A 24,775-nucleotide genomic window follows, 5' to 3' on the forward strand; every position below is an offset into this window, starting at 1 on the left:
TTCATTTTTGTTTAATAGGTTAACAATTCTTAGATTTATTTCATAATCTTATAAAAACTTCAACTTATGAGAATCTTTATTAGTCTAATATTTTTTGTAATAATTTCCGGAAGTGTATTTGGACAAGAAAAATGTGATGATAATTATTTAAAGGAGTGGGATAATTTTAAAAAAAAGAATGCCCCTTTTAATGATGTCAAACGAGAGGATTTTGCGATTGTAGTATTAGCTGAAAATTCGAACCTTAAGTTAGGCGATTTAAGTTATAAAAGAGAAAAGTTTACAACTGGGCAAGAATTGATTGGTGTAGCCTTGCATGTAACAGCAGCTATTAAATATAATTTAGATTGTAAGAATGAAATTTGGAAGGATCCAGCTAAATATTTTGTTGAAGGATATTACTAGAAGAGTAGCTTAAATATTGTTGAATGGTGTTTTTATTAGGTTAATTGTTGAAATTATGGATTTTAAACAGAATTGTGCCTTATTGCTAATCGACCTACAGAAAGGATTTGAGGATATTGAGTATTGGGGTGGAGGAAGAAATAATCTTGGAGCAGAAGAAAATGCTGCTGAAATTTTGAAAGTTTGGCGTGAGAATAATTTGCCTTTATTTCACATTAAACATTGCTCTACAACGCCACAATCGCCTTTTGTTGAAGGTAATCCGGGAAACGATTTTCTTGAATTAACCAAACCCATAGAAGGAGAAATTGTGATTAAAAAGAATGTGAATTCGGCATTTATTGGTACAAATTTAAAAGAACTGCTGGATGAAAAAAAGATCTCAAAACTTGTTATTGTTGGCTTAACAACAGATCATTGCATTTCTACTACCACGCGAATGGCCGGTAATTTTGGCTACGAAACTTATCTAATTGAAGATGCTACAGCCACGTTCGATAAGATTGGTGTTAATGGTGAAAAATTCTCCGCTCAGCTTATTCACGATACAGCATTGGCAAGTTTACACAGAGAATTTGCGACCGTAATTAAGCTGAATGATTTTTTTCAATTGTTTCAGCAATCTTAAAAAATCAATCGCGTACTAAATGTTTCTATGCAATAAGTATTAAATTCTTTATCCTTATCGCAGTCAGGACCTAATTTACTATTAACAATTATAGTTTATGCTTATCGTTTTTCACTATTCTCGTATCGGAATTGAGAAATCTTGAGTCTTTCCCTATTTACGCTCATCTTTCCGTGATTTTCTTAAGCTTGCTCTAAAATCTTAAGTCTTTCCATGATTTTCGCTCTCTTTCCCCTTTATTTCATCTCTTTCCCGGAAAGCTTTAAAAATTTGGGGAAAGATTCTATATTTAGCGGAAAGACTCAGTATTTAGTGGAAATACTTCATGTTAAGCGGAAAGACTATGAATTTTATAGCAAGAATCATTTTTTGTTTTCAAGAGTATCTCCGTTCGAAATTTTAACACTCCTTTTGGATTTTAAATGATGCTTTGAAGCAGGATTACTATCACAAGTTGAATATGAGACTTAGCATTGAGGCTAGAGATTAGAACCCGTTTAGCGAAGAGGGCATATGATGGGAGAGTATCAGGTAGGATTTTGTGAGTAGTTAGGGGTGAAATTCCCCTAACTTATTCGACTATTTGCTATCCTGAACGACAATTATCAAGTGTTTCAACAATCTTAAAAAATCGTTAAAGCTTTAATTTGCTCTTGATAATTTCGCCCGCTAATTATTTTTGAAGAGGTCTGATTGTTCAGTTTTAGAACATAGCGACCGCCCATATATCTTTTTATTTCCTTGATATAAGAAACATTCACAATTTTCAAATAGAGTCTTAATTAGCGTAAGGCCTCAAACAGAATTTCAACCGGATGCAGGGCTTCACGTTCTGTTTCATCCTTTATTTGATGACGGCATGAGGTTCCTGAAGCAGCTAGCAATGTAGTTTTTGGCATTCTTCGTACTTCGGGAAGAAGTACCAGCTCACCAACCTTTTTGCTTAAATCGTAATGTTCTTTTTCGTAACCAAATGACCCAGCCATTCCGCAACAACCAGATTGAATTTCCGTTGCGTTATAGTTCTCGGGGAAGCTTAATATCTCTTTTATGGGTAAGGATGAGGCAAGAGCTTTCTGGTAACAATGTGTGTGGAATTTCACCTCTTTTTTTGCTGAGGTAAATTGTTCCTTTTTAATTTTACCATTTTGCATTTCCTGATATAAAAACTCCTCTATTGTGTAGGTGTATTTTGCGAGTAGTTTAGCATCTTTTACCATATTTGCCGTTACTAATTCCGGATATTCATCACGAAAAGTGAGAATTGCAGACGGTTCAATACCAATAAGTGGACTTTCTTCTGAAATCAGATCTTTAAGAAGGTTCACGTTTTTTATTGCTAGAAATTTAGCTTTTTTCACCAATCCTTTCGATAAATATGTTCTGCCACTTTCTTTATGATCTGGAATAATAACCTGATAATTTAGATGTTCGAGCAATTGAATTGTTTTGATACCTATTGGAGTATCGTTGTAGTTTGTAAATTCATCAGCAAATAGATATACTTTCTTTTTATTTGATTCTTTTTTGGATGAAGAATGCCATTTTCGTAGTGTCGTTTTATGCAACTTAGGAATGCTTCTTTCTTCAGCAAAACCAAGATTATTTTTAATTATTTTGCCAATAATAGGATGTTGATTTATAGAATTGAATAGGCTGGGAGCATAACTTCCAAGCTTATTTATTTTAGTGATGTTGGCAATTAGCTTACTTCTAAGTGGAATTGGATTGGAATCGTAATATTGTTGTAGAAATTCAGCTTTTAGTTTGGCCATATCAACACTCGACGGACATTCTGATTTACAAGCCTTGCAAGACAAGCATAAATCTAATATATTGTATAATTCCTTGTGGTCGAACGGATTTATTTTAGTTGAGTCGGTCAGGAATTCACGAAATAAATTGGCTCTCGCTCTGGTTGTCAATTTTTCATCTAAAGTGGCCTGATAACTGGGGCACATTCCCTTGCCCGTAATGTGGGTGTTTCTGCAATCGCCAGATCCGTTGCAACGTTCTGTAGCACGAACAATTCCCATATCAGTAGAGAAATCGAAGTAAGTTTTGATATCGCGTGTTTCCTGATTGGGTTGATACCGCAAATGCGTGTTCATTTTTGGTGTATCGACAATTTTACCGGGATTGAAGATGTTCTGGGGATCCCAGCATTGCTTGATATCCCGTAAGAGCTGATAGTTTTGTTCTCCAATCATGATGGAAATAAACTCCCCCCGAAGTCTGCCATCTCCGTGTTCTCCGCTTAAAGAGCCATTGTGCTTTTTAACCAGCTTAGCAGAATCCAAAGCTATGGCGTGAAATTTCTCCTGATCTTTGGAATCCTTCAGATTCAAAATAGGACGCAGGTGAATTTCTCCGGTACCAATATGTGCATGAAATACACATTCAATATCATGCTTCTTCATTAATAGCTTAAAGTCTGCAATGTAATCATACAAATCTTCAGGTGTCACCGAAGTATCTTCGATTAAGGAAACTGGCTTCGCATCACCTATCATGTTCGATAAAATTCCTAATGCTGATTTTCGTAAATCCCATACTCTCGAGATATTTTGGGAACCCGAAACAATTGGGAAATGATAGCCCAGTTTATTCTGCCGGAATTCAGCTTCCATCTCTCGAGCAATTTTATCAATTTCACCTTTTGATTCTCTGGCGAACTCAATAATAAGGAGTGCACCGGGATTTCCTTCCAAAAAGAATCGGTTTTTTGCTTGCGTGATATTTCCTTCCGTTAATTTTAGAATCTGCTCATCCATTAATTCTACAGCGCCCGGATGGTATTTTAATGCAATTAGATTTCCTTTAATTGCATCTTCCAAATTTGCGAAATGCGCGCAAACCAAAGCTTTTTCCTTAGGAGGAACGGGAACTAAGTGTAATTTTATTTCGGTTGTGAAAGCCAATGTTCCTTCCGATCCAGCTAAAAGCTGACTAAAATTAAACGCTTTACCATTTGGTTTAAAAGGAGAGGAATCTGCTAATATGTCAATAGCATATCCGGTATTTCTTCTTTTTATTTTTGGGTCAGGATATTCTTTGGTAATTGCTTTCTGATTTTCATCAGATAAAAGGATTCTATTTATTTGTTGATACAATTTCGATTCCAAGCCATTATTTTCATCGCATTTACTTTCAAATTCAGCCTTGCTTAAAGATGAAAAAATCGCTTTTTTGCCATCACTCAAAATACAACTTACTTCAAGAGTATGATCGCGGGTGCTTCCATATATAATAGAATGCGATCCGCAAGAATTGTTTCCCAGCATACCACCAAGCATACAGCGACTGCTGGTTGAAGTTTCCGGTCCAAAAAACAAACCGTAATTTTTCAAGTGCAGGTTTAATTCATCAAGTATTACACCTGGTTGAACACGAACCCATGCTTCCTCTTTGTTTACCTCTATAATTTTAGTGAAGTATTTCGAAATATCAACCACAATTCCATCACCAACGACTTGGCCTGCCAAAGATGTTCCAGCAGCTCTTGGGATTAGGGATAAATTATTCTCAGATGCAAATTGAATCAAATGCTGTAAGTCATCTTCGGTTTTAGGATAAGTAACAGCCAAGGGAAGAACTTTATAGGCAGAAGCATCTGTCGCATATAAAAGACGTGTAGTCATGTCACGATGCAGTTCTCCGGCCATTCGCCCCTGAAGTTTCTCAAAGAGAGTGTTTTGTATCGTAGATTCCATAGAATTGTTATGATTGGTGTGATTGAATCTCTAAAATTGAAATTACATTTTTATTTTAAAACCTAGACTTATTGAGAATGAATATTTATTAAAAAAATAAAATGGAAATGATGAAAAATTATTGGTTTAGGAATCTAAAGTTTACGATTTATTCCTATTTTTGTAAAGTCGAGATTACAAAACCAATTAAAATACTGAATACCAATGGATTTATTACAGAGGATTAAAGAGAATGCACGTTTAAGTGGTAAAACAATCGTTTTACCAGAAGGAACTGAAGAAAGAACTTTACAGGCTACCGATATCATTTTAAGTGAAAAAATCGCTAAAATTATATTGATTGGAAACGCTGATAAAATTGCATCGGAGGCAACTCGCTTAAATTTGAAAAATATTGGAGAAGCGACAATTGTTGATCCTAAAAATCATGACAAAATGGAAGCTTATGCTGAAATTTTGGTTGAATTGAGAAAGAAAAAGGGAATGACAATGGAAAAAGCCATGGTATTGGTGCAAGATCCTTTGTATTTGGCAACCTTAATGATTAAAGCTGGTGATGCTGATGGAGAAGTTGCAGGTGCTTTAAATGCTACTGGTGATGTATTACGTCCGGCATTTCAGATTATAAAAACAATGCCTGGTATTTCTGTAGTGTCTGGTGCGTTTATTATGCTCTTGAAAGATAAAACATTTGGTGATAATGGAATGATGGTATTTGCAGATTGTGCAGTTCATCCAAATCCTACAGCAAGTGAATTGGCTGAAATTGCCGTTGCAACAGCAAAAACAACAAAAGCAATTGCAAAAATGGAACCACGTGTAGCCATGTTGAGTTTCTCTACAATGGGATCGGGTAAACACGAAATGGTTGATAAAGTAGTTGAGGCTACTCGTTTGGCTAAAGAAATGGCACCGGAATTTCAAATTGATGGTGAAATGCAAGCTGATGCTGCAATTGTTGAGGCAATTGGTGCACAAAAAGCTCCAAACAGCAAGGTGGCTGGAAGAGCAAATGTACTTGTATTTCCAACATTGGAAGTTGGTAATATTGCTTACAAATTAGTTCAGCGCTTGGCAGGAGCAGAGGCAGTTGGTCCTATTTTACAAGGAATGGCAGCTCCAATTAATGACTTGTCAAGAGGTTGTTCGGTTAGCGACATCGTAAACTTGGTTGCAATAACTGCGAATCAGGCTGCAGGATTATAATAAAATAGATATCAAATTAATAATAAAACAAAATTCCAATGAACGTTCTAGTTTTTAATTGTGGCAGCTCTTCTTTAAAGTATCAGTTGTTGCATATGGGTGAGGAAGCCACTTTGCTGGCTAAAGGTTGTATTGAGAGAATAGGCCTTAAAGAAGGAATTTTAACTCACAAAACAGAAGGAAAAAGTAATTTCGAGCTTGTACAGGATATTCCAAATCATACAGTAGCAATTGATCTTGTGTTGAAAGCACTTGTAAATCCTGAGCATGGTGTAATTGCTGATATTAAGGAGATTGATGCGACAGGTCATCGTGTAGCACACGGAGGTGAGTATTTTAAAGATAGTGCTATTATTGATGCAAAAGCTAAAGAACAGATTGCAGCTTGTTGTGAATTGGCACCACTTCATAATCCTGCTAACTTAGAAGGAATTCTTTCCATGGAAAAACTTCTTCCTGGTATTCCTCAAGTTGCTGTTTTTGATACTTCATTTCATCAAACTTTGCCTCCTGTAGCATTTATGTATGGCTTGCCTTACGATTGCTACGAAGATCTTCGTGTTCGTAAATATGGATTTCACGGAACAAGTCACAAATTTGTTGCTCACAAAGCCTGTGATATTTTGGGATGGAAAATCGAAGACAAAAAAATTGTTAGCTGTCATTTGGGTAATGGAGCATCTGTTTGTGCAATTAAAGGTGGAAAATCAATCGAAACTTCAATGGGATTTACTCCAAACGAAGGTTTGTTAATGGGTACTCGTACAGGTAGCCTCGATTTAGGTGCACTTCTTTATATTTCTGAAAAGAAAAACTTGTCGATTGAAGAGGCTAACAAGATGATTAATAAGGAAAGTGGATTGGCTGGAGTTTCAGGTATTTCTTCAGACATGAGAGATTTGGAAGCTGCTGCTGAAAAAGGAAACAAAAGAGCTCAATTGGCATTGGATATGTTCACTTACAGAGTGAAAAAATTTGTAGGTTCTTATATTGCAACAATGGGTGGTGTTGATTTGGTTATTTTTACTGGTGGTATTGGTGAAAATGATATTCTTTCTCGTGAGAAAATTGTTGGAGATTTTGGATACTTAGGTCTTGATTTTGATTTTGAAAAGAATAATGGATTACGAGGAAAAGATGCTATTATTTCTAAAGAAGGATCAAAAGTAAAAGCTATGGTGATTACTACAAATGAAGAATTGGTAATTGCGCAGGATACTCAACGTCTTTTAAAGGCATAATTGATATTATTATAATGTATGAAAGCTCTGTCGTTTGGCAGAGCTTTTTTTTTTGAAAGTACTCGCTTTTATACTTTATTATTAGCTTTATCCATTAATAAAACTGTTATTTATGAATATTTATTGAAACAAAATATTACGATTATCGTTAAGGCACTAGTATTCATTACGTATTATTTTTATAGTGTAAATTGAAAACTAATCAATGATTAGAACAAGTATCATATCAATTAAAGTTTTTCTTATTCTATTATTTGTATCAGGCTCCTTTTCTTCTGAAGGACAGAGAACGAATTTTCGATTTTATCAATACAATAAAGAGAATAAACTAAATGAAGAATTGGTTAAATCCATCCGACAGGATTCTTTGGGTGTATACTATTTTGCCACAGACGACGGAGTATTATTCTTAAAGAATGATCATTTTGAGCCACTTACTTTACCCGAAGATAAATCCGGCTATTTTAAAGAATTATTTAAAAGGAAGAATGGGGATCTTTTGGCTGTTTCTGATGATGCTATCTATAAGATAACAAATTCAGTAGAGCAACCAGAAATGGAGTTATTTATTGAATGCAATACCGATCCGTCTAAACCAAAATACCCTAAGCATTTATTTGAAGATTCGAAAAACGATTTATGGATTACGGATTATAATCATATTTATAGATATAAGGAAGGGATTGTGGCAAAATACAAGATGGATGAAAAAAACATGACTTCATCTTATGCCAGATCTTTTCAGTTTTTAGAGTGTGATAATGGAAACATGATCGTTGTCTCTCAAAAGGGATGGATTTATAAGTTTGATTCTAAGCACAATGCATTTATTGAGTTAGACTTTAATTTTAACCATATTATTCAGGCCTCTTTTAAAATTGGGCCAAATGAATTTTTACTTGGATCTTCAGCAGGTGTGGTTAAAATTTTATTCGATACTCAAGGCAAAATCATTAAGAATGAAGTAATTGTAACGGATATCATTGCATCCTGTTTTGAGAAGATCTCTGATAATAAATTATTATTGGGAACATTTTTTCAAGGATTAGTAGAACTAGATATTGCTGATAAGAATAGCATTTATTCTGTAGGAGGCTTCCCATACTTTACGGTTAACGATATCTTTTTGGATGATTTTGGGAAATATTGGGTGTCAACAAATTCGGGAGCTGTTGTTATGGAAAAGAAGTTCTTTTCATATCAATTTTCAACAGCCAATTCAGAATACATTATATCTGTTAATCTTACTAATGAAGGAAGTGTGAATTTTGCTGGTCGAAACAGTGTTTTTAATGTAGATAGCCAAAAAAATATCGAAAGCATACCTTTCACTTTTGAGGGATCGTTAAATGTTTTTAAGACCTTCGGAGATATAACTTTACTGGGAACAGAGCAAGGTCGTTTGAATATTTTTAAAGGGGATGACTTCCTTTTTAATCTCAAGATTTCAGATCAGGCAGTTACCAGTATTCAGATTGTTTCGAAGAAAATTGCATGGGTTGTTGCGAACAAAGAATTATTTAAGCTTAACTTAACTACAGGTCAGGTTAAGAGTTATTTTGATTCGTTTCAAAGAAAACGTATTGTACAGGATATCTGTTTAGACACAAAACAGAATCTTTATATAGGTGCCCAATTTAAAAATTCTTATTTGTTTAAATATGATGTTGATAAGAATGAAATTGTTAATGTTAGCAAACCAATTCCTTTTGCAATTAGTGAAGATTTTTGGGTGATAGATCTGGAATTGGATCGGGATACATTGTATATGGGTACCTCAGAAGGTTTGTTAAAATACACAGAAAAGGCTTTTGAGAGAATTAATTTGGGCGAAATGTCAAATAGTGAAGTCAATTCTATCGTTTTTGATAAACAAAATTCAATCTGGGTGACTACAAGCAAAGGGGTTGTTCGTAAACGGAAAACGGATATTTCTTTATTTACGCCGGAGCAGGGCTTGCCTTCAAAAACATTCACAAATCGTAATTTGCTTGTTGATTCGGAGAATAATTTATGGGTGGGAACTTCAAATGGTATTGCTTTTGCGCAAATTTCTGATTCCATTCAGCGAACTCCAATGCCGGTAGTTTACTTGGCTGATGGCGAAGGGGTGCTTCCGAATCAAAGTGGTGCTATTTCGATGAGCGCCAACTCAATGTTATTGTTGGATGTTGCAGCCAGTATTTATCCGCAAAAGAGAAATAAATTTCAATATTGTACGGTTCAAAACTATCAAAAAGATAGTGATTGGAAAGAATTATCTGCAAAAAATCAGATTTTAATATCAGATCTAAAACCAGGAGAATACCAAATTTGTATTCGTGGAAAACATGAAGGAAATTATGCATGGAGTGAACATTGTATTATTGAGCTTGAAGTAGAACAGCAGTGGTATTTAAGATGGTATACTTTTTTTATTGAATTTTTAATAATATTTCTTCTAATCTATGTTACAAACGAATATAGCAAGAGGCGAACTCAGAAAAATCTATTGGCCTTAGAGAAGATAGTTTCAGATAGAACCATGGAGCTACAAAAGGTTAATGAAAATTTAGCAACTGCGAATATTGCAAAAGATAAATTTCTATCTATAATTGCGCACGATTTGAGAAATCCATTCAATGCCATTCGCGGGTTTTCATCGATTCTAATGAAAGATTCTGATATTTTATCGAAAGAGGAAAGTTTCGAGCTGATAGAAACCATTTATAGAAGTTCTGATGATACATTTAAGCTTTTGGAAAGCTTATTGGAGTGGGCTAATGTTCAAAAGGGGGATTTTAAATTAAACGCCGAAGGGTTTGATTTAAAGATGCTTATGGAAAAGAATTTAAGTATCCATAAGAGTTTGGGGATGTTGAAAGGGCTTGATGTAAAGGGTGAATTTGAACCTGTAAATGTGACAGCTGATATGGCGATGATAGATACTGTGATTCGAAATTTAATGTCGAATGCAATTAAATTTTCATTTCCTGGGCAAACCCTAGAACTAAAGTCATACAAGATGAAAGGTGATGTTGTGGTTCAGGTTTCTGATCAGGGAGTCGGGATGACAGAAAAGCAATTGAACCAACTCTTTAAGATAGATGCTGTTTCCTCTAGTGAAGGTACTGCAAATGAAACTGGGACAGGATTTGGATTAATGCTCAGTAAAGAATTTGTTGAACTCAATGGCGGGAAGATTTGGGCGGAGAGTGTTAAAGATAAGGGAACTAGTTTCTTCTTTTCAATTCCAAAAAACAAATAGTTTTTTCGCTGACAACTTGCAATCTGCAATGTAAACGATCTATATTGAGATTATTTGTAGCTTTTGACGTCTTGTTTCGAAACAATTCGTAATTATTTCCTATTTTTGCCTTACAACTTAAATAATAGGAATATTTTTCCTGAAACACACTCACTAAAAATATTGAAGATGATTACACGTTTGGATCAGATCATTGAAGTACTTAAAAACAATGAAAAAAAGCGTTTGGTAGCTGCTTATGCTAACGATTCTCATACGATCGGAGCTGTTTACGATGCAATTCAGCACGGAATTGTAGATGCTACCTTGGTTGGTGACAGAGAAACCATTGAGAAAACTTGTGCAGAACACAATTTTGATAGTAGCAAGTTTACTATTGTGCATGAGCCGGATGAATTGAAAGCAGCACAAAAAGCTGTTGAGTTGATCAATAATGGCGAAGGCGATATGATTATGAAAGGCCTTGTAAGTACAGACAAGTACATGAAGGCAATTCTAAACAAAGAAACGGGATTGATGCCTCCAAAAGCAGTTTTGAGTCATGTTACCGTAATGGAAAGTCCTAATTATCACAAATTAATAGTGTTTAGCGATGTTGCCGTTATTCCTCAGCCCGATTTAAATCAGAAAATTGCCATAACAAACTATGTGATAAATGTTGCTCGCGCTTTGGGTATCGATAAACCAAAGGTGGCTTTAATAGCTGCAACAGAACAGGTTTTACTAAAAATGGAGGCGTGTGTTCATGCAGCTATCATTTCGAAAATGGCAGACAGAGGTCAAATAAAAAATGCTTACGTTGATGGACCTTTGGCAATTGATGTGGCGATTGATAAAGAATCGGCGGAGATTAAGAAGCTGGATTCACCAGTCGCTGGTGATGCCGATTGTTTGGTATTTCCAAATATTGAATCGGGTAATGTATTTTACAAGGTGAACACCAAATTGGCAAAAGCTGAGCTGGGTGCTATGGTTGTTGGGGCTAAATGTCCGGCAATTCTTTCATCCCGCGGCGATAGTGTTAAAACGAAACTTTATTCAATTGCATTGGCTGCTTTAGTAGCTCAAAATAAGTAACAGTAGCAAGTAACAAGGAATAAGTGCCAAGGGACAAGTACCAAGGGACAAGTACTAAGGAACAAGTACCAAGGAACAAGTACCAAGGAACAAGTACCAAGGAACAAGTACCAAGGAACAAGTACCAAGGAACAAGTACCAAGGAACAAGTACCAAGGGACGAGTACTAATGAACAAGTAACAAGTACCAAGGAATAAGGGCAAGTGTTGCGTTTTGTCTTGATGCTTATTGGCATATTTAACGTCTAAAATCTTAAGGAAATGGCCCCAATACGTTCACTCGATCAAATGGTTGAGCACCTTCGCGAGAGCGGAAAGAAAAAGAAAATAGCTGTTGCGTATGCACAGGATCCAAATACAATTGGTGCAATTGCCAAGGCTATAGCTGAAGGTTTTGTTGAGGCTGTTATGATTGGTGATAAAGTTGAGATCAGAAATAAAGCCAAAGCGGAAGGAATCAATCCTGATATTTTTACCATTGTTCATATTCCTAATGATGTTGCGGCTACTATTGAAGCGGTTCGTATGGCTCGTGCCGACGAGGTAGATGTGGTGATGAAAGGATTGGTTGGAACAGATAAATTCCTGAAAGCAGTCTTGAACAAAGAGCATGGTTTATTGCCTCCTAAAGCGGTAATGAGTTACGTTTGTGCATTGGATTTACCAAAATACAATAAGCTTTTGTTTGTTTCCGATACAGCGGTATTGCCTTTTCCTGATTTGAATCAGAAAATTGCCATGCTTAACTATTCTGTGAAAATGGCTAATAAATTCGGAATCGAAAAACCAAAAGTGGCCTTGATATCTGCTACTGAGAAACCAAATGCAGCGTTTCCATCTAGTATCGATGATGCAATTATTTGCAAAATGGCCGATCGTGGTCAAATAACAGATTGTATTGTTGATGGACCTTTGGATGTTTTCCTTGCTTGCGATCCTGCAGCTGTTGAGATCAAAGGAATTTCAACACCAATTAACGGTGAGGCTGATTGTCTGGTATTTCCATCATTAGAAGCGTGCAACTCGTTCTATAAAGGACTAATGTTGTTTGCAGGTGGCGAATTGGCCGGTTTAATTCAGGGAACGACAAAACCTGTTGTGGTAATGTCGCGAAGCGAAAGCGAAAAATCAAAATTCTATTGCATTGCTCTGTCGGTTTTAATGGCAGACTAAAATAATTGGTAATTATCAATTTATAATTGAAGAGACACGAACTATCGTGTCTCTTTTTTTGCGTAAAGAAGTTTAACCAAGAAGGAAAAAGAAGTCCTTCACAAAGTCGTACAAGGTTTTATCTCTGTGTCACTCGGTGTTCTCAGTGGTAAGTTTTTTTTTAATTCAGAATTATTAATTCATAACTCATAATTCAATTCCTATCTTTGCCAAATGACAAACACAAAACCATATTGCCTGATGCCATGGATACATTATCATGTTGGAAATGCAGGCAGAGTAAAAGCATGTTGTGTTGCCAATATTCCTTACGGAGATTGCAATACTCAATCTTTTGCCGAAATATGGAATGGTGATGCCATCAACGAATTGAGAGCAAAGTTTGCCAAAGGTGAGAAAGATTCACGTTGTGCAGTTTGTTCCCGCTTAGAGGAAGCAGGAGGGAAGAGCATCCGACAGGAGACTCATGAGAAGTTTGGTGCTATATTTCAGGAGCAGGAAACGAATTTGCCTTTTACTTTTGATATCCGCTTTTCAAATGCCTGCAATTTTGCCTGCCGCACCTGTTGGCATGGTGCCAGTTCTGGATGGTTTCCTGAGGCCAAACTAATGAAACGTAATTTAGGTGAGAAGGCCCTATTACAGAATATTCAGGATTTCGATGCATTTATTGAAGAAACAGGAGAAGCCTTACTGCAAGCCAAAGAAATTTACTTTGCGGGTGGTGAGCCTTTGGTTACCAAAGAACATTACCTATTGCTCGATTGGCTGGTGAAAAATAAAGCCACACAAATTGATTTGCGATACAACACTAACTTTTCCCTGTTACAAATGGGAGAGTACAATGTGTTGAATTACTGGAAACTCTTTAGTAAAGTGGAGATTTTATCGAGCATTGATGCACATGGAAAGCTTGGAGAGTATATTCGAAAGGGATTTGATTGGGAGCAATACAAACAAAATCGGGAATTGATTCGCAAACACAAGCACATCAAATTTCTCATTGCGCCAACCATTTCGGTTTTCTCCATTTTTAATTTGCCTGCTTTGTACCAGATTTGTTTGCTGGAGCAGATTATAGAAGCCGATGGCCTTTACATTAATATGCTCGATCGACCCTTGCATTACAACACAAAAGCTTTACCCGAAGATTACAAACAAAAGGTCGTTACAGAATACAAAGCGTTTTATGATTGGGCAAATAAAAAGCAAATTCCCAAATCTGTAATTAGTCAATTTAAAGAATGTGAACGCTACATGCTAAGTGATGATCTCTCGAAACAATGGAAGAATTTCCAAAAAGAAACCGCTCTTTTGGATGAGATGAGGGGAGAGAACGTTGGGGCTGTTTTGAAGTTTTAAATTACTTTGTTTTGGAGCTATTCCAAGCTTCAACCTTCGGTATTTCTTTTTTTAGGGGAATTTCCGACAGGGGAAAGGGTGTTTTTGTATTATTTTTATCCTTATCCAGAGAAATCCGTTTTTATCGAATAGATCCTTCACTTCGTTAAGGATGATATGCTTATAGAACTGTGACCCCGAGGTGTCGAGGGATCTGCTAATCCAAGATCTTATCGTTATTTTGTCTTCAAGCCAGACGGGCTTTTACTTTTTTGCTTAGATCAAAAAAGCAAAAAAAAAATCAAGTCAATCGAAAAGCTCTTCTGCTTTCCAAATAATCATTAGTTGCACGCGGCACGCTCGATTGACGGCATTTGCTCATACTTGTTTTTCAAAAAACTATCTTTTCAATATTTAACAAATACAAACTATTTAAGCGTAGCAAAGTGAAATCTGTGAGATGGTTAAAGCATATCTGTAATTGTTATCCCAATCTATTTTATCATTGGACATTAGGTTCTCAGTTGACCTAAGATTGAATTGACTGCATAATAAGAGCTGTATGTATTAAAATCAAGTTTGAACTTGCCTAAAAAGCAATGCGTAGTAGGTATTATGCTTGAATTTGTGCTTTACCGTTCGGTAAACAGGAATGTAGTACTAGTTGTCTTAAAATCAGATCATGTTGATATGTATTTGATGGTAGTTTTATTAAATAACAAGCATTGAATAGTGAATTTGTATATGATGAAGTGTGGGCACGCTTGTCTTGCAGGTTTACGGCTTTTGGAGTGGTGGTTACTTGTTTTCTTACATCCCCGGGAAGGGGTATAGATGAAAAATGCACGGCATGTCTGTTGGAAACAGTAGGAATTAAGCGCGCGTATTTGTTCTTTAGATTACTGTTTATTAATTGGGGTTAATTCCTTTTGTTTTACATCATGTAAAAATAAAAACTCATGAAGATATACATAAAAAATGAATAGTGAAACAGGGAAATGTATTCGGTTGCTCATTTTGAGTAAAACATAAAATATTACTAAATAGTTTTTATTGTTTGGTGGAAATTTCATAGCTTAGATAATGTTAAGCAACCAATTTATAAATTAAGTAAGAATGACAGAGAGAATTCATCATTACTGTACTGCCAACGAGGTGAGTAGCGCTGTAACTAATCTTTTAATTGCCTTTGCGAAGGGCGATTGGAGCAATGATGCAGTATTGACTACTTTACTGGGTTTTTTGGGAACCGAAAATGTAGTCTTAACCAAAGGCCTACAACTGACAAAGGCGAGTATCCATTCAAAGGATTTGCACGAAATGGATGAGCTTGCCGATAAGGCTTTTGTTTGTGTAAAGAAATTTTTGTGGGCCAACACCTACGAATTGGATGAGAACAAAGCGAAAGATGCCCGTGAACTTTGGAAAGTGTTTGATATTCATGATATGAACATGCACCGTAAGAGTTACAAGTCTCAGATGATCATATCGAAGTTGCTGATTGTAAATTTAAATGAGCCGGAATTGAAGCAAAAAATGGCTGGATTAACAGGTGTTGAGAGTCTATTTGACAAGTTTGTAAAGACAAGTGGAAATCTTCGAATTCAATTCTTAGAGACCCAAAATACTGTGACTGGGGTGGCAAAAGTTATTGCGCCATCGGCTCAAAGACGTGTGGTTCGCAAAATTGTAAATGAACAATTGCTTCCTTACTTAGATGCAGTGGTAGTTGCTTTTCCAGAGAAATATGCTGCTATTTGTAAGCTTATCCACGAATATATTATGAGTGCAAATATCAAAGCTCGTTCTCGTAAAGCTCGAAATAGTAAAGACGCGGAAGTTTCTGTAAAAAAGGTGTTGTTAATTCAAGAAACGAATTGAAAATTAAGGATGGGTGAGAGCCTATCCTTTTTTATTGACATAATTATTCAATCCCATTAATCTTTTCTTTTTGAAAATTGTTGTCAAGCCACGTCCTTTTTAGTTTACAGTTCTGTTAATGTCTATTTCTTTAGTATTTTGAAGGGTGTAGTAAACGGTATCGGTTTTTAAAATATCAATTTCGTTTTGTTCATACTCAACAGGGCCATATGCCTTGTTGCTACTTTGCGCTGGTAAGTTTTCTTGTTGTTTTGGGCTTAATTCGTCGACATAATGACAAAGACCTAATAGAATAATGATCATTACTGATGTAAATATTTTCATAATATAGGACAAGTTTAAGAGTAAATTACTTCATTCTTATACTAGATGCAGTAATTCGTAATTGGTTACTTATGAACAATAATTGTGCCACTTTACTAATTTTTAAAATTGACGGATGATGCCATTAATCTTTGTTTTTTGAATTGTTTGGCTAATTCCCCAAGCTGTTGAGTAACTATGAATTTCACCTACTCCAGGGGCAAAAGTTATCTGGTGTTCTTCATCGGCGCAGCCGGGAACGTTGTAAAAGAATGATTTACAGTTTTTTATGATGTGATTATTAATGGTAAAGTTTAATTCAGGAAGAACTTCTACATTCCATTTCTGATCATCTCTGTCAGCAGTTTCGTAACTCCAGCTTTCACCTTCTCTGCGAGAAAAATTAAGAAATAGGAATTCATCAGATTTATCGCGGTAAAGTTGGTAAACCTTTCCATAACTCCCTAAACGATAGTAGTTGTTGTAGGAATAATATAGGGTATCGGCACGGTAGGTTTTATTTGTAACTACTTTGTATTCGATGTTGTTTACTTTTTCGGTTCCCGTTACTTTACGGATATGATCGTCGTATTCCCATGTATCGCCAATTTGCAATGGAAAGTAATCATTCGGAACTGTGGTGAAATCCGAATATTTATCATTATCGCATGAGCTCAGAAGACTTGCAATTGTTGCAATTAGCAGAATTAAATTTTTAGTTTTCATTTGATGGCGAATCAGAGTAATCATTTTAGTTCGTAACGAACTACATAAAGCAGATGCAAAAAGATCAATTGGTTGCTTCAAATATCACGAAAATTATACCAAGGGGTTTGAAAAGTCTAGAAAGTCGAAGGTTCAAGTAGTTTTGGAATCTAAAATTGAGGCCCTATTTACTTACTCACAGTTTACAGTTTTCAGTTCATTACTCACAGCAAACCGTTCAAGCGTTTCGTAAACTTCCTTTGCATTGTGCGTATTCATTAATAGATTACGCAGGGCAGAGGCACCAATAAATCCACTGGTGTAAATCTTAAAAAAACGTCTCAGTATGGCGAAATTCTTAGTTTTCCCCCAAGATTCATCGAACACGCGGGTGTGCTCTTTTAAAAGAGCCAGTTTTTCGTCCATACTCACATCTCCCTTATCGGGATAAAAGAACCAAGGGTTTTTAAAGATACCACGACCTACCATTACGCCATCAACACCATATTGCTTTACTTTTTGGAGTCCTTCTTCGTAACTGTCTACATCGCCGTTACCAATAATTTTAATGTGGGGAGCAAGTTGATTCCTTAATTGCACCGCTTTCGCTATTTCGTTCCAATCGGCCATTCCGTTTGACAGTTGTTTTTGTATGCGTCCGTGAATAGCCAGAGCATCAATAGGTGTTCCCAGCAAATGGGATATCCACGATTCGGTAACCACTTCCTTAAATCCTATTCGGGTTTTCACGCTCAAAGGCAGATTGGTAGCTTCTTTTGTGGCTAAAATAATTTCTTTGGCCAAATCGGGTTGAGCAATAAGGGCCGAGCAACAGCCATTTTTCACCACATTTTTTACCGGACAGCCCATGTTAATGTCTATGCCATCAAAATCGGTTTCTCGGGCTATGTATTGAGCTGTTTTGTAATATTTCTCCGGATCTTTTCCCCAGATCTGCGCAATTATCTTAACGTTTTTCTGCTTCAGCAATGCTTTTTCCGATTTATTAATTCGCAACCGGTGCTTTACCTTATCTTGTCCTATGGGGTGACACATTCCATCAACGGAAGTAAATTCTGAAAATAGAATGTTCAGTTTCGCTTCCTGCGAAGTTTGTAAAACAATCTCGCGAAACGAGGTGTCGGTAACGTCCTCCATGGGAGCGAGTGAGAAGCTGGGAGTTTGTATGTTGTGCCAAAAATTGGTCATGTGTTATCAGTTATCGACCTGTAAGTGTTCGTAGAACCTGACAGCGTCTTTGTTTTTAATACTTCATCCCAAGGAATCGAGTAATCTGTCTCCATCGACGAGATCTTTCACTTCGTTCAGGATGACGCTTTTTGTTTTCCCTTCATATTGCCGAGCTAAGGCACGGCTCAGATGATAGTTCTTGGAACTTGTTTCTTATTACTTGTTCCTTGGAATTTATTTTTTCCAACTCAAACCTCTAAAGGCCCTTATTCAATTATTAACCTAATTATTCAGATATTGAATCAAGTCCCCTTTAGGGGATTTAGTGATTAATTCGTTAGTTGGTGATTTTTATTATTTGAGTCTTCACTTTTTTAGGGAAATCCTGATAAAGAAAGGGGTGCAGTAATTTTTAATTCATCATTCCTAATTCTTAATTCCCTTCAACTTTGGCCTGATCCTCTTCCTGTAAATCTGACTTTTACTGTATTTGTCGTGAAATTTAGATCGCAATAGTTTTCGTTCTTCCAATGGCAATTGAATAATTTCTGTGCACTCATCGGTACAACAGCCTTGGTAATGATCGCGGCATTCTTCGCACTGAATAAAGAGCAAATGGCAATCGTCGTTGGCGCAATTGGTATGAGTATCGCAAGTTGCACCACATTGGTGACACTTAGCTATTACTTCATTGTTAATACTTTCGCCCAACCGTTCATCAAACACAAAGTTTTTCCCTCTGAATTTTGAATCCAGCCCAAGCTGTTTAATTTCCTGAGCATAGGCGATAATTCCACCATGCAATTGGTTCACATCCTCGAAACCATGATGTTTGAGATAGGCGCTGGCTTTTTCGCAACGAATTCCTCCTGTGCAGTAAAGCAGTACTTTCTGATCCTTTTTGTCCTTCAAATCATCAACCACAATGTCTATTTCCTCGCGAAAGGTATCTGCATCGGGGCAAATTGCATTTTCGAAATGTCCTATTTCACTTTCGTAATGATTTCGCATATCCACAACGATGGTATCCAGCCTGCTTATTTGCTCGTGAAACTCAATGGGTGAGAGATGATTCCCCACATTGGTTACATCATAGGCATTATCATCCAATCCGTCAGCAACAATTTTTGGTCGAAGCTTAACGATTAGCTTGTAAAATGATTTTCCATCATCTTCTACAGCCCATTTTATTGGCATGTCCTGCAATTCGATCAAACTATTCAAGAATAAAAAGAAATCGTCCAGCTTGTGTTCCGGTACGCTCATTTGCGCATTAATCCCTTCACGGGCAATGTATATTCTTCCCTTACAGTCTAATTCAAACCACTTTTGGTACAATTGATCACGAAACTCTTGAGGATTATCAATAATCACATATCGGTAAAATGAAAACGTTTTTCTGCTAAAGTTTTCGTTTTCAAGTTGTTTCTTTAGTTCTTCTTTGCTAAGTTTATTGTGAAGTAGCATTTTTGTTATTCTAATTTAGAATTAATAAGCATTGCAAAAGTAATCGTTTTTTACATTCAAACAAGTAACAATTCAAGTCACGAGGCGTAAATAAGACTTATAAGTCTGAAATTGCTAAGTTTGCAGAATTATTTAACACCAATTTATGGAAAAGAAATTTCTGATTATAGGGCAGGGAATAGCGGGATCATTACTGGCATATGAAATGTATAAAGCTGGACTCAATTTTACGATTGTATCGTGTCCGGATAAAAGTAAGGCTTCTGATGTTGCTGCAGGAATGTATAATCCTCTTGTTTTTAAACGACTCACCAAGAGTTGGATGGTAGATGAAGTATTACCTGTTATGACGAAAATGTATCAGGATTTGGAAAGTGAATTGGAACATCAGTTTTTGTTTCCTATGGATATCATTAAACCTTTGGTTGAAAATGAGACAAAAATGTGGGAAGAGCGAATAGAAGAAGGCCATTTCTCTGATTATATTGTTGGGCTTGGAAGCAATTCGATAGGTAAGGGGATTAAGGATTTTAATGCCTACGGACGGGTGACCAATTCAGGCTATGTGCATCTGGAAAAATTACTGAAAAAAATGCGGAAGTTTTTTAAATCAAAAGGATTGCTGATAGATTCGAATTTTGACTATAAAGATGTAGGGTTTATTGATGGTGAGATTACCTGGCACGGAATTTCTGCTGAGACAATTGTTTTTTGTGAAGGACATTATGCTACTGAAAACCCATTTTTTAAGAACCTTAGCTTTAATCCTACTAAGGGAGAGGTGTTAGAAATAGAATGTAAGGAATTGCCTGAAGATTATATTATTAACAAAAATTTATTTGTAATGCCTGTTGGTAAGCATCGCTTTAAGGTAGGTTCTACTTACGATTGGAAAAATTATAATGAGGAGATTACCATTGCAGCAAGAACGAATATGTTAGCTCGCTTGGATGCTTTAATTTCGCTGCCATATACTGTACTTAATCATTGGGCCGGTATACGCCCAACGGTAGCCGATCGCCGTCCGGTATTGGGAACTCATCCATTGCACAAGCATGTTGCAATTTTTAATGGTTTGGGTACAAAAGGAGTGATGTTAGCTCCTTATTTTGCACGCGAAATGGTTCGTTTTCTTTCGGTTAACGATTATCCTCTAGCTAAAGAGGTTGATATTAAGAGATTTTTCTAGACACAAAAAAACCTCTGCTTAGTACTGTTGTACTTTTAGCAGAGGTGATATCCATTAAGATTTCTTTTTATTCTTCTTCCATTTTCGCTTTTTCCACTTTTTCTTCCAAAGCTTTCACGCTGTCTTCAGCTTTCTTAATTTTTTCTAATTTTTCCTGATACATCTCGTCAGTAGCTTTGCCTTCACTTTTTTCTTTCTCTAACTTTTCCCTTGCATTCTTTATTTTTTCTTTGGCAGCTTTTATTTTTTCATCCGATTTGTTTACCGTTTCGTCTAATTCCTTACGGCATTTTTCCCTGTGCATTTTTGCTTGTTCGGCTCTTTTTTGTCCAAATCCATTGCCTTCCAGCTCTTTGTCTTTTCCAAAAGCATGCCCTTTTTCTATCATTTCAGATTTCATGGAATCTCTTTTACCCATCATTTCTTCTTTTTTCGACTCCGCCGATTCCTTGGCATCTTTGTATTTTCCCTGATGTTTTTCTTTGTGGACCTTCATGCTGTCCATGTGAGCGTCACCCTTTTTTTCGAATTTCTCCTTTTTGTCTTTCATTCCCTTTTGAATGGAATCCATTTGAGAGTTGTGCTTTTTTTCGATTTTTTCCTTTCCCTTTTTTTCCAATCCTTTTTGGGCCATTAGTGCCTGACTGGTGCACATCATGATACACAAGGAAAGTAAGCTTATAATTAACTTTTTCATAGCTTTGCTTTTACGATTATAACTCCTCTAATAATTGATCAACTTCTTTGGCGGCTTCGTCAATATCTTCTTTTGTTTTTTCCAATTCAGTCGCAAGAGAATCAATAACGCTAGTATCAACTTGCATATTTTCCATTTCTGTTGTTACTTCAACTTTTTCAGCTTTTGGCTTTTTATCGGCACAGGCCACAAATAGGAAAGAGAAGAGTACAACAAGTAAACTTAATTTTTTCATAACATTTAGGGGTTTAATTAATAATTATTTCGAGGCACAAAGGAACCGCTCGGAATGAGCTTATTCCTCTTTAGTTAGTGTTTTTAAATTTGTTAGTTCAGTGATTTTTAACACTCTAGATTAAATTTAAGAATATTATTTGTGTTTGGCACTATAAAAAAGGGTGCAAGTCAGATTATAATGTGGTTGTAGTTGATGAGGATTTGTAGTTGGTTATGTTTCTATGGAGGGAGATAGATGTTATACCATTTTGAATAATTAGTTAGCTATGGCCAGCGAAAAAAACTCGGTATAACTTGAAAACTTTGGGGAAGAAGCAGTAGCAAGCTGAAAGTAGATTTCAGCTTGCTGTCTGTATTTTTCTTCGAAATTTAGATGCGAATTTTAACGACTAGTTTTTTTACCTTCGAATTTTCACCGCATTTCATACCCGGACAGTGAAGGTCGTTCGGATAAAGGATGGCAAACATTCCTTTTTCTAGTTTAAAAGGAGTTGAATCGTTCGGATAAAAGGCAACATCTTTTTCGTGAATCACAGTATGAGGAACTTGATTTGTTAAAATGCCGAGTCCCATCATTTCTTCTCCTGAGATAATGTACTGAATATCGATGTGCTCGAAATGGCTTTCTTGTTTGGCGTCTTCTGGATTTTTTGAGATGTACTCTTGAACAATTGCGATTACATTCTGCCCGTCGATTTCATACTTGCCAATTTCAGTATTCACTAAATCTGTTTTGCTGATGTAGTTCAATGCTTTGTCAATTCTACTACTTAAACCAACATAAAGATGTTGGTTTTCAATTTTGTCTATCACCATAATTATTAGTTTTTGCAAAGTTCGGAATAATTTTGAAGATTATGTTGCTTTGCTTGAAAATTTAAGGAGTAGGTATCATAAATAATTACATGTTTGCACATCAAGGGTGTTGAGCTTCCTACTGATTTTATTTTTAGTGGTGATAATGAAAGATAAACCCGTAATTGTAAATTTTTAGGTGTTTTACAATTACGGGTAAAGGCAACAAGTATTTTACTTTTTAGTTGTGCAAAAGTAAAAGGGAAACTTACAAGCTGTAAATTCCCCATTTATGTGTTCTTTAATTCATTAAGAATGTCCCATTACCACAATTCGGATAATTTTAATGTTAAGAACAATGAACCGATAGGTTTGAAAGAAGATCTCTTTGCGCCAAAACATTGTTGTTTTTGTAGGCATTGGAGGATAAGCTTCTTCATAATATCCTCTTCGTTTTGTTTTGCTCATGATATATCTGTTATAACAAATTCGACTTAATTGAAATTTTACTCAGGTAACAACCACCAAAATGGGTATCCTTTGGCTTTGTGCAGGAACATATAATGCATCGTCCATTTAAGCCAATGACCCGCTAAGCCTGGTTCACCCATGGTATATTTAATACTGCGTCCCCATTCAGGATATTTATCCCAATCCTGAACAATTGGAAAAACGGTCATGGTTGCGGCCGATCCTTTGGTCATGCCAAATCCTGCAGATACAACGCATGCGGCGCCCATTTTCGCCATCGAAGCTCTGTGTTTTAAGTCGTGTTCCCCTTTTTTAACCAAATTAACAATGTTTAAGGCTACAATCTTACCGGATACACCCGATGGCATTCCTGTGCGGGGAGGAGCAGGAAAAATAGCGGTTCCGTTTTTGCTCTTCATTGGTTTCGAAATGGAGTGAGGAGGAGCAAAAGCAATGCCCGGGGCAAAAATGTTTCGATAAGTTGGATTGCGATAGGTTTCAGGCCAATCTGCAGCCTTCCATTCCTCAAAATCTTTTGGCGTATAATCAGCATCAACTTTGGTGAATCCGTTGGGTGCAAAAATAGTAGAGGTGATGTCTTCGTTATTTTTATCGAAGGCTTTTAAACCAACACCCGAAAAGCCAGGAATCAACATCGAGAAATCAAATTCGACTGAGTTTTTTTCTCCATCGAGAGTCTCGTAATTTGCTTTTCCTGGTTCAATTTCGAAAACACCTGCCCGTTTAATCCATCTAATTCCGTTTTCGATTAAGAATGATTCGGCAAATACTTTGGTTGATGTGATGTAACCACCGCGTTTAATAAAAGCGCCACCCATTCCAAAATCACCCAATTCGTATTCATTAGTGATCCAAATAAGTTCAGCTAAATGCTCTAATTTTCGTTTTCTTATTTCGTAAGCAACATTTAAGATATATTCGAATGCCGCTCCTTGGCAGGTTGCCATGGAATGTCCTGTTCCAACTAAGAATGTTTGCTTTTCGCCAGCCTCCATTTTCTTTATGCAGCTTTGCAATTTTTCCCATGCATGGATGGCGTGATCGCAGGAACAAACTGATTCTGTATTTTTACCAGGGCCTAAGCCTGGTGTACCTTCAAAATTTAATTTAGGGCCAGTTGCATTTACCAGATAGTCGTAGTCGACTTGCTCTGTTTCTCCAATTTTCTCTGGATCCGTATATTCTATAGTGACAAATCCTCTGTTAATCACTTCATTTCCTTCGGGATGAATGGAAACAGCTTTGGCTTGTTTAAAGTCAATTTTCCATTTGTCGTATACTTTTTTTAGTTTAAACCGAACCTGATCAACACTCATTCGGCCTACTCCAACCCAAATGTTTGAGGGGATCCACTGGTAATAACTGCCTGGAGAAACCACTACAACTTCGTGTTTTTTGCCCAATTTCTTTTTAATGAAGGCGGCAGCGGTATGTCCTGAAATACCTGCGCCTAAGACAACAATTTTGGCCATGATTTATTTGAATTAAGTGTGTATTTGTAAGATGTTAAATGATTCAAATTCAATCTGTCAAAGAAAAGTGAATGTCAAACATTCAGCTTTCTTTTGTTAATTATCTAATTTAAAGAATTATATCCATATCTCTAGATTTATTGGTTGCTGTTTTCTCGTTTTGTTACTGGTTTTGATATGTTTATGTTATTGATTCGAAGTTGGGGGCTTGGAATTATTGGGTTTTTGAAGAAAGGTTTTACTTGTTTAGATTTGATATAAACTTTTAATAAGCAGGGAAGAGCTCGATTGTTTAGGAGTTTTAATATACAACAC

21 protein-coding genes are annotated in these 24,775 nt (G+C 36.2%); 10 read left to right on the forward strand and 11 right to left on the reverse strand.

Annotated features, from left to right (window positions below):
• Positions 1–66 precede the first annotated feature (66 nt).
• Positions 67–405, forward strand: a complete 339-nt coding sequence (locus ALGA_RS18440) for a hypothetical protein (protein WP_096431723.1) — start codon at positions 67–69, stop codon at positions 403–405.
• A 55-nt stretch (positions 406–460) separates the two neighbouring features.
• Positions 461–1,033: a cysteine hydrolase family protein gene (locus ALGA_RS18445; RefSeq protein ID WP_096431725.1), complete on the forward strand. Its 573-nt coding sequence runs from the start codon at positions 461–463 to the stop codon at positions 1,031–1,033.
• A gap of 623 nt (positions 1,034–1,656) precedes the next feature.
• Here ALGA_RS18445 and ALGA_RS23680 read toward each other — a convergent pair.
• Both ALGA_RS23680 and ALGA_RS18460 read right to left on the reverse strand, forming a co-directional pair.
• Positions 1,657–1,794, reverse strand: a complete 138-nt coding sequence (locus tag ALGA_RS23680) for a hypothetical protein (RefSeq protein ID WP_394339917.1) — start codon at positions 1,792–1,794, stop codon at positions 1,657–1,659.
• Positions 1,795–1,815: 21 nt separating this feature from the next.
• A complete protein-coding gene (locus ALGA_RS18460; protein ID WP_096431731.1) occupies positions 1,816–4,746 on the reverse strand; it encodes an FAD-binding and (Fe-S)-binding domain-containing protein in 2,931 nt (976 codons plus the stop codon).
• 204 nt (positions 4,747–4,950) lie between these two features.
• Here ALGA_RS18460 and pta point away from each other — a divergent pair, with 204 nt between their 5' ends.
• The 7 genes from pta (at position 4,951) to ALGA_RS18495 (ending at position 15,912) form a co-directional block, all read left to right on the forward strand.
• On the forward strand, positions 4,951–5,952 hold the full coding sequence (pta, locus tag ALGA_RS18465; RefSeq protein ID WP_096431733.1) for a phosphate acetyltransferase: 1,002 nt from the start codon (positions 4,951–4,953) through the stop codon (positions 5,950–5,952).
• A gap of 38 nt (positions 5,953–5,990) precedes the next feature.
• A complete protein-coding gene (locus tag ALGA_RS18470; RefSeq protein WP_096431735.1) occupies positions 5,991–7,193 on the forward strand; it encodes an acetate/propionate family kinase in 1,203 nt (400 codons plus the stop codon).
• Between the two features lie 205 nt (positions 7,194–7,398).
• Positions 7,399–10,440, forward strand: a complete 3,042-nt coding sequence (locus ALGA_RS18475) for a sensor histidine kinase (protein WP_096431737.1) — start codon at positions 7,399–7,401, stop codon at positions 10,438–10,440.
• A 168-nt stretch (positions 10,441–10,608) separates the two neighbouring features.
• Positions 10,609–11,517 (forward strand): bifunctional enoyl-CoA hydratase/phosphate acetyltransferase, encoded by a 909-nt coding sequence (locus ALGA_RS18480; RefSeq protein WP_096431739.1) that lies wholly within the window; start codon positions 10,609–10,611, stop codon positions 11,515–11,517.
• Positions 11,518–11,778: 261 nt separating this feature from the next.
• On the forward strand, positions 11,779–12,690 hold the full coding sequence (locus tag ALGA_RS18485) for a phosphate acyltransferase (RefSeq protein ID WP_096431741.1): 912 nt from the start codon (positions 11,779–11,781) through the stop codon (positions 12,688–12,690).
• Positions 12,691–12,903: 213 nt separating this feature from the next.
• Positions 12,904–14,052, forward strand: coding sequence for a twitch domain-containing radical SAM protein (locus ALGA_RS18490; protein WP_096431743.1), 1,149 nt, complete (start codon positions 12,904–12,906; stop codon positions 14,050–14,052).
• 1,095 nt (positions 14,053–15,147) lie between these two features.
• Entirely contained in the window at positions 15,148–15,912 is a 765-nt protein-coding gene (locus tag ALGA_RS18495) for a hypothetical protein (protein ID WP_096431745.1), read from the forward strand.
• A 99-nt stretch (positions 15,913–16,011) separates the two neighbouring features.
• Here the strand turns inward: ALGA_RS18495 and ALGA_RS18500 are convergent, their stop codons facing one another.
• The 4 genes from ALGA_RS18500 to trhO form a co-directional block, all read right to left on the reverse strand.
• Positions 16,012–16,236, reverse strand: coding sequence for a hypothetical protein (locus ALGA_RS18500; protein WP_096431747.1), 225 nt, complete (start codon positions 16,234–16,236; stop codon positions 16,012–16,014).
• Positions 16,237–16,338: 102 nt separating this feature from the next.
• Positions 16,339–16,941 (reverse strand): hypothetical protein, encoded by a 603-nt coding sequence (locus ALGA_RS18505; protein WP_145957675.1) that lies wholly within the window; start codon positions 16,939–16,941, stop codon positions 16,339–16,341.
• 171 nt (positions 16,942–17,112) lie between these two features.
• Positions 17,113–18,129 carry a tRNA dihydrouridine synthase gene (locus ALGA_RS18510; RefSeq protein WP_096431751.1) on the reverse strand — a complete coding sequence of 339 codons (1,017 nt, stop codon included), beginning with the start codon at positions 18,127–18,129 and terminating at the stop codon, positions 17,113–17,115.
• A 408-nt stretch (positions 18,130–18,537) separates the two neighbouring features.
• Positions 18,538–19,578: an oxygen-dependent tRNA uridine(34) hydroxylase TrhO gene (gene trhO / locus ALGA_RS18515; protein ID WP_096431753.1), complete on the reverse strand. Its 1,041-nt coding sequence runs from the start codon at positions 19,576–19,578 to the stop codon at positions 18,538–18,540.
• 145 nt (positions 19,579–19,723) lie between these two features.
• Here trhO and ALGA_RS18520 point away from each other — a divergent pair, with 145 nt between their 5' ends.
• Complete coding sequence (locus ALGA_RS18520) at positions 19,724–20,767, forward strand: NAD(P)/FAD-dependent oxidoreductase (RefSeq protein WP_096431755.1); 1,044 nt, start codon at positions 19,724–19,726, stop codon at positions 20,765–20,767.
• A gap of 67 nt (positions 20,768–20,834) precedes the next feature.
• Here ALGA_RS18520 and ALGA_RS18525 read toward each other — a convergent pair whose 3' ends face one another.
• From ALGA_RS18525 to ALGA_RS18550, 5 genes are all read right to left on the reverse strand, one after another.
• Complete coding sequence (locus tag ALGA_RS18525; RefSeq protein WP_145957676.1) at positions 20,835–21,464, reverse strand: hypothetical protein; 630 nt, start codon at positions 21,462–21,464, stop codon at positions 20,835–20,837.
• Between the two features lie 16 nt (positions 21,465–21,480).
• Positions 21,481–21,699 (reverse strand): hypothetical protein, encoded by a 219-nt coding sequence (locus tag ALGA_RS18530; RefSeq protein ID WP_096431759.1) that lies wholly within the window; start codon positions 21,697–21,699, stop codon positions 21,481–21,483.
• Between the two features lie 371 nt (positions 21,700–22,070).
• Positions 22,071–22,517: a YhcH/YjgK/YiaL family protein gene (locus ALGA_RS18535; RefSeq protein WP_096431761.1), complete on the reverse strand. Its 447-nt coding sequence runs from the start codon at positions 22,515–22,517 to the stop codon at positions 22,071–22,073.
• 288 nt (positions 22,518–22,805) lie between these two features.
• Positions 22,806–22,964, reverse strand: a complete 159-nt coding sequence (locus ALGA_RS23075; protein ID WP_096431765.1) for a hypothetical protein — start codon at positions 22,962–22,964, stop codon at positions 22,806–22,808.
• 38 nt (positions 22,965–23,002) lie between these two features.
• Positions 23,003–24,460 carry an NAD(P)/FAD-dependent oxidoreductase gene (locus ALGA_RS18550; RefSeq protein WP_096431767.1) on the reverse strand — a complete coding sequence of 486 codons (1,458 nt, stop codon included), beginning with the start codon at positions 24,458–24,460 and terminating at the stop codon, positions 23,003–23,005.
• Between the last annotated feature and the right edge of the window lie 315 nt (positions 24,461–24,775).

Source organism: Labilibaculum antarcticum (assembly GCF_002356295.1).
Classification (GTDB): Bacteria; Bacteroidota; Bacteroidia; order Bacteroidales; family Marinifilaceae; genus Labilibaculum; species Labilibaculum antarcticum.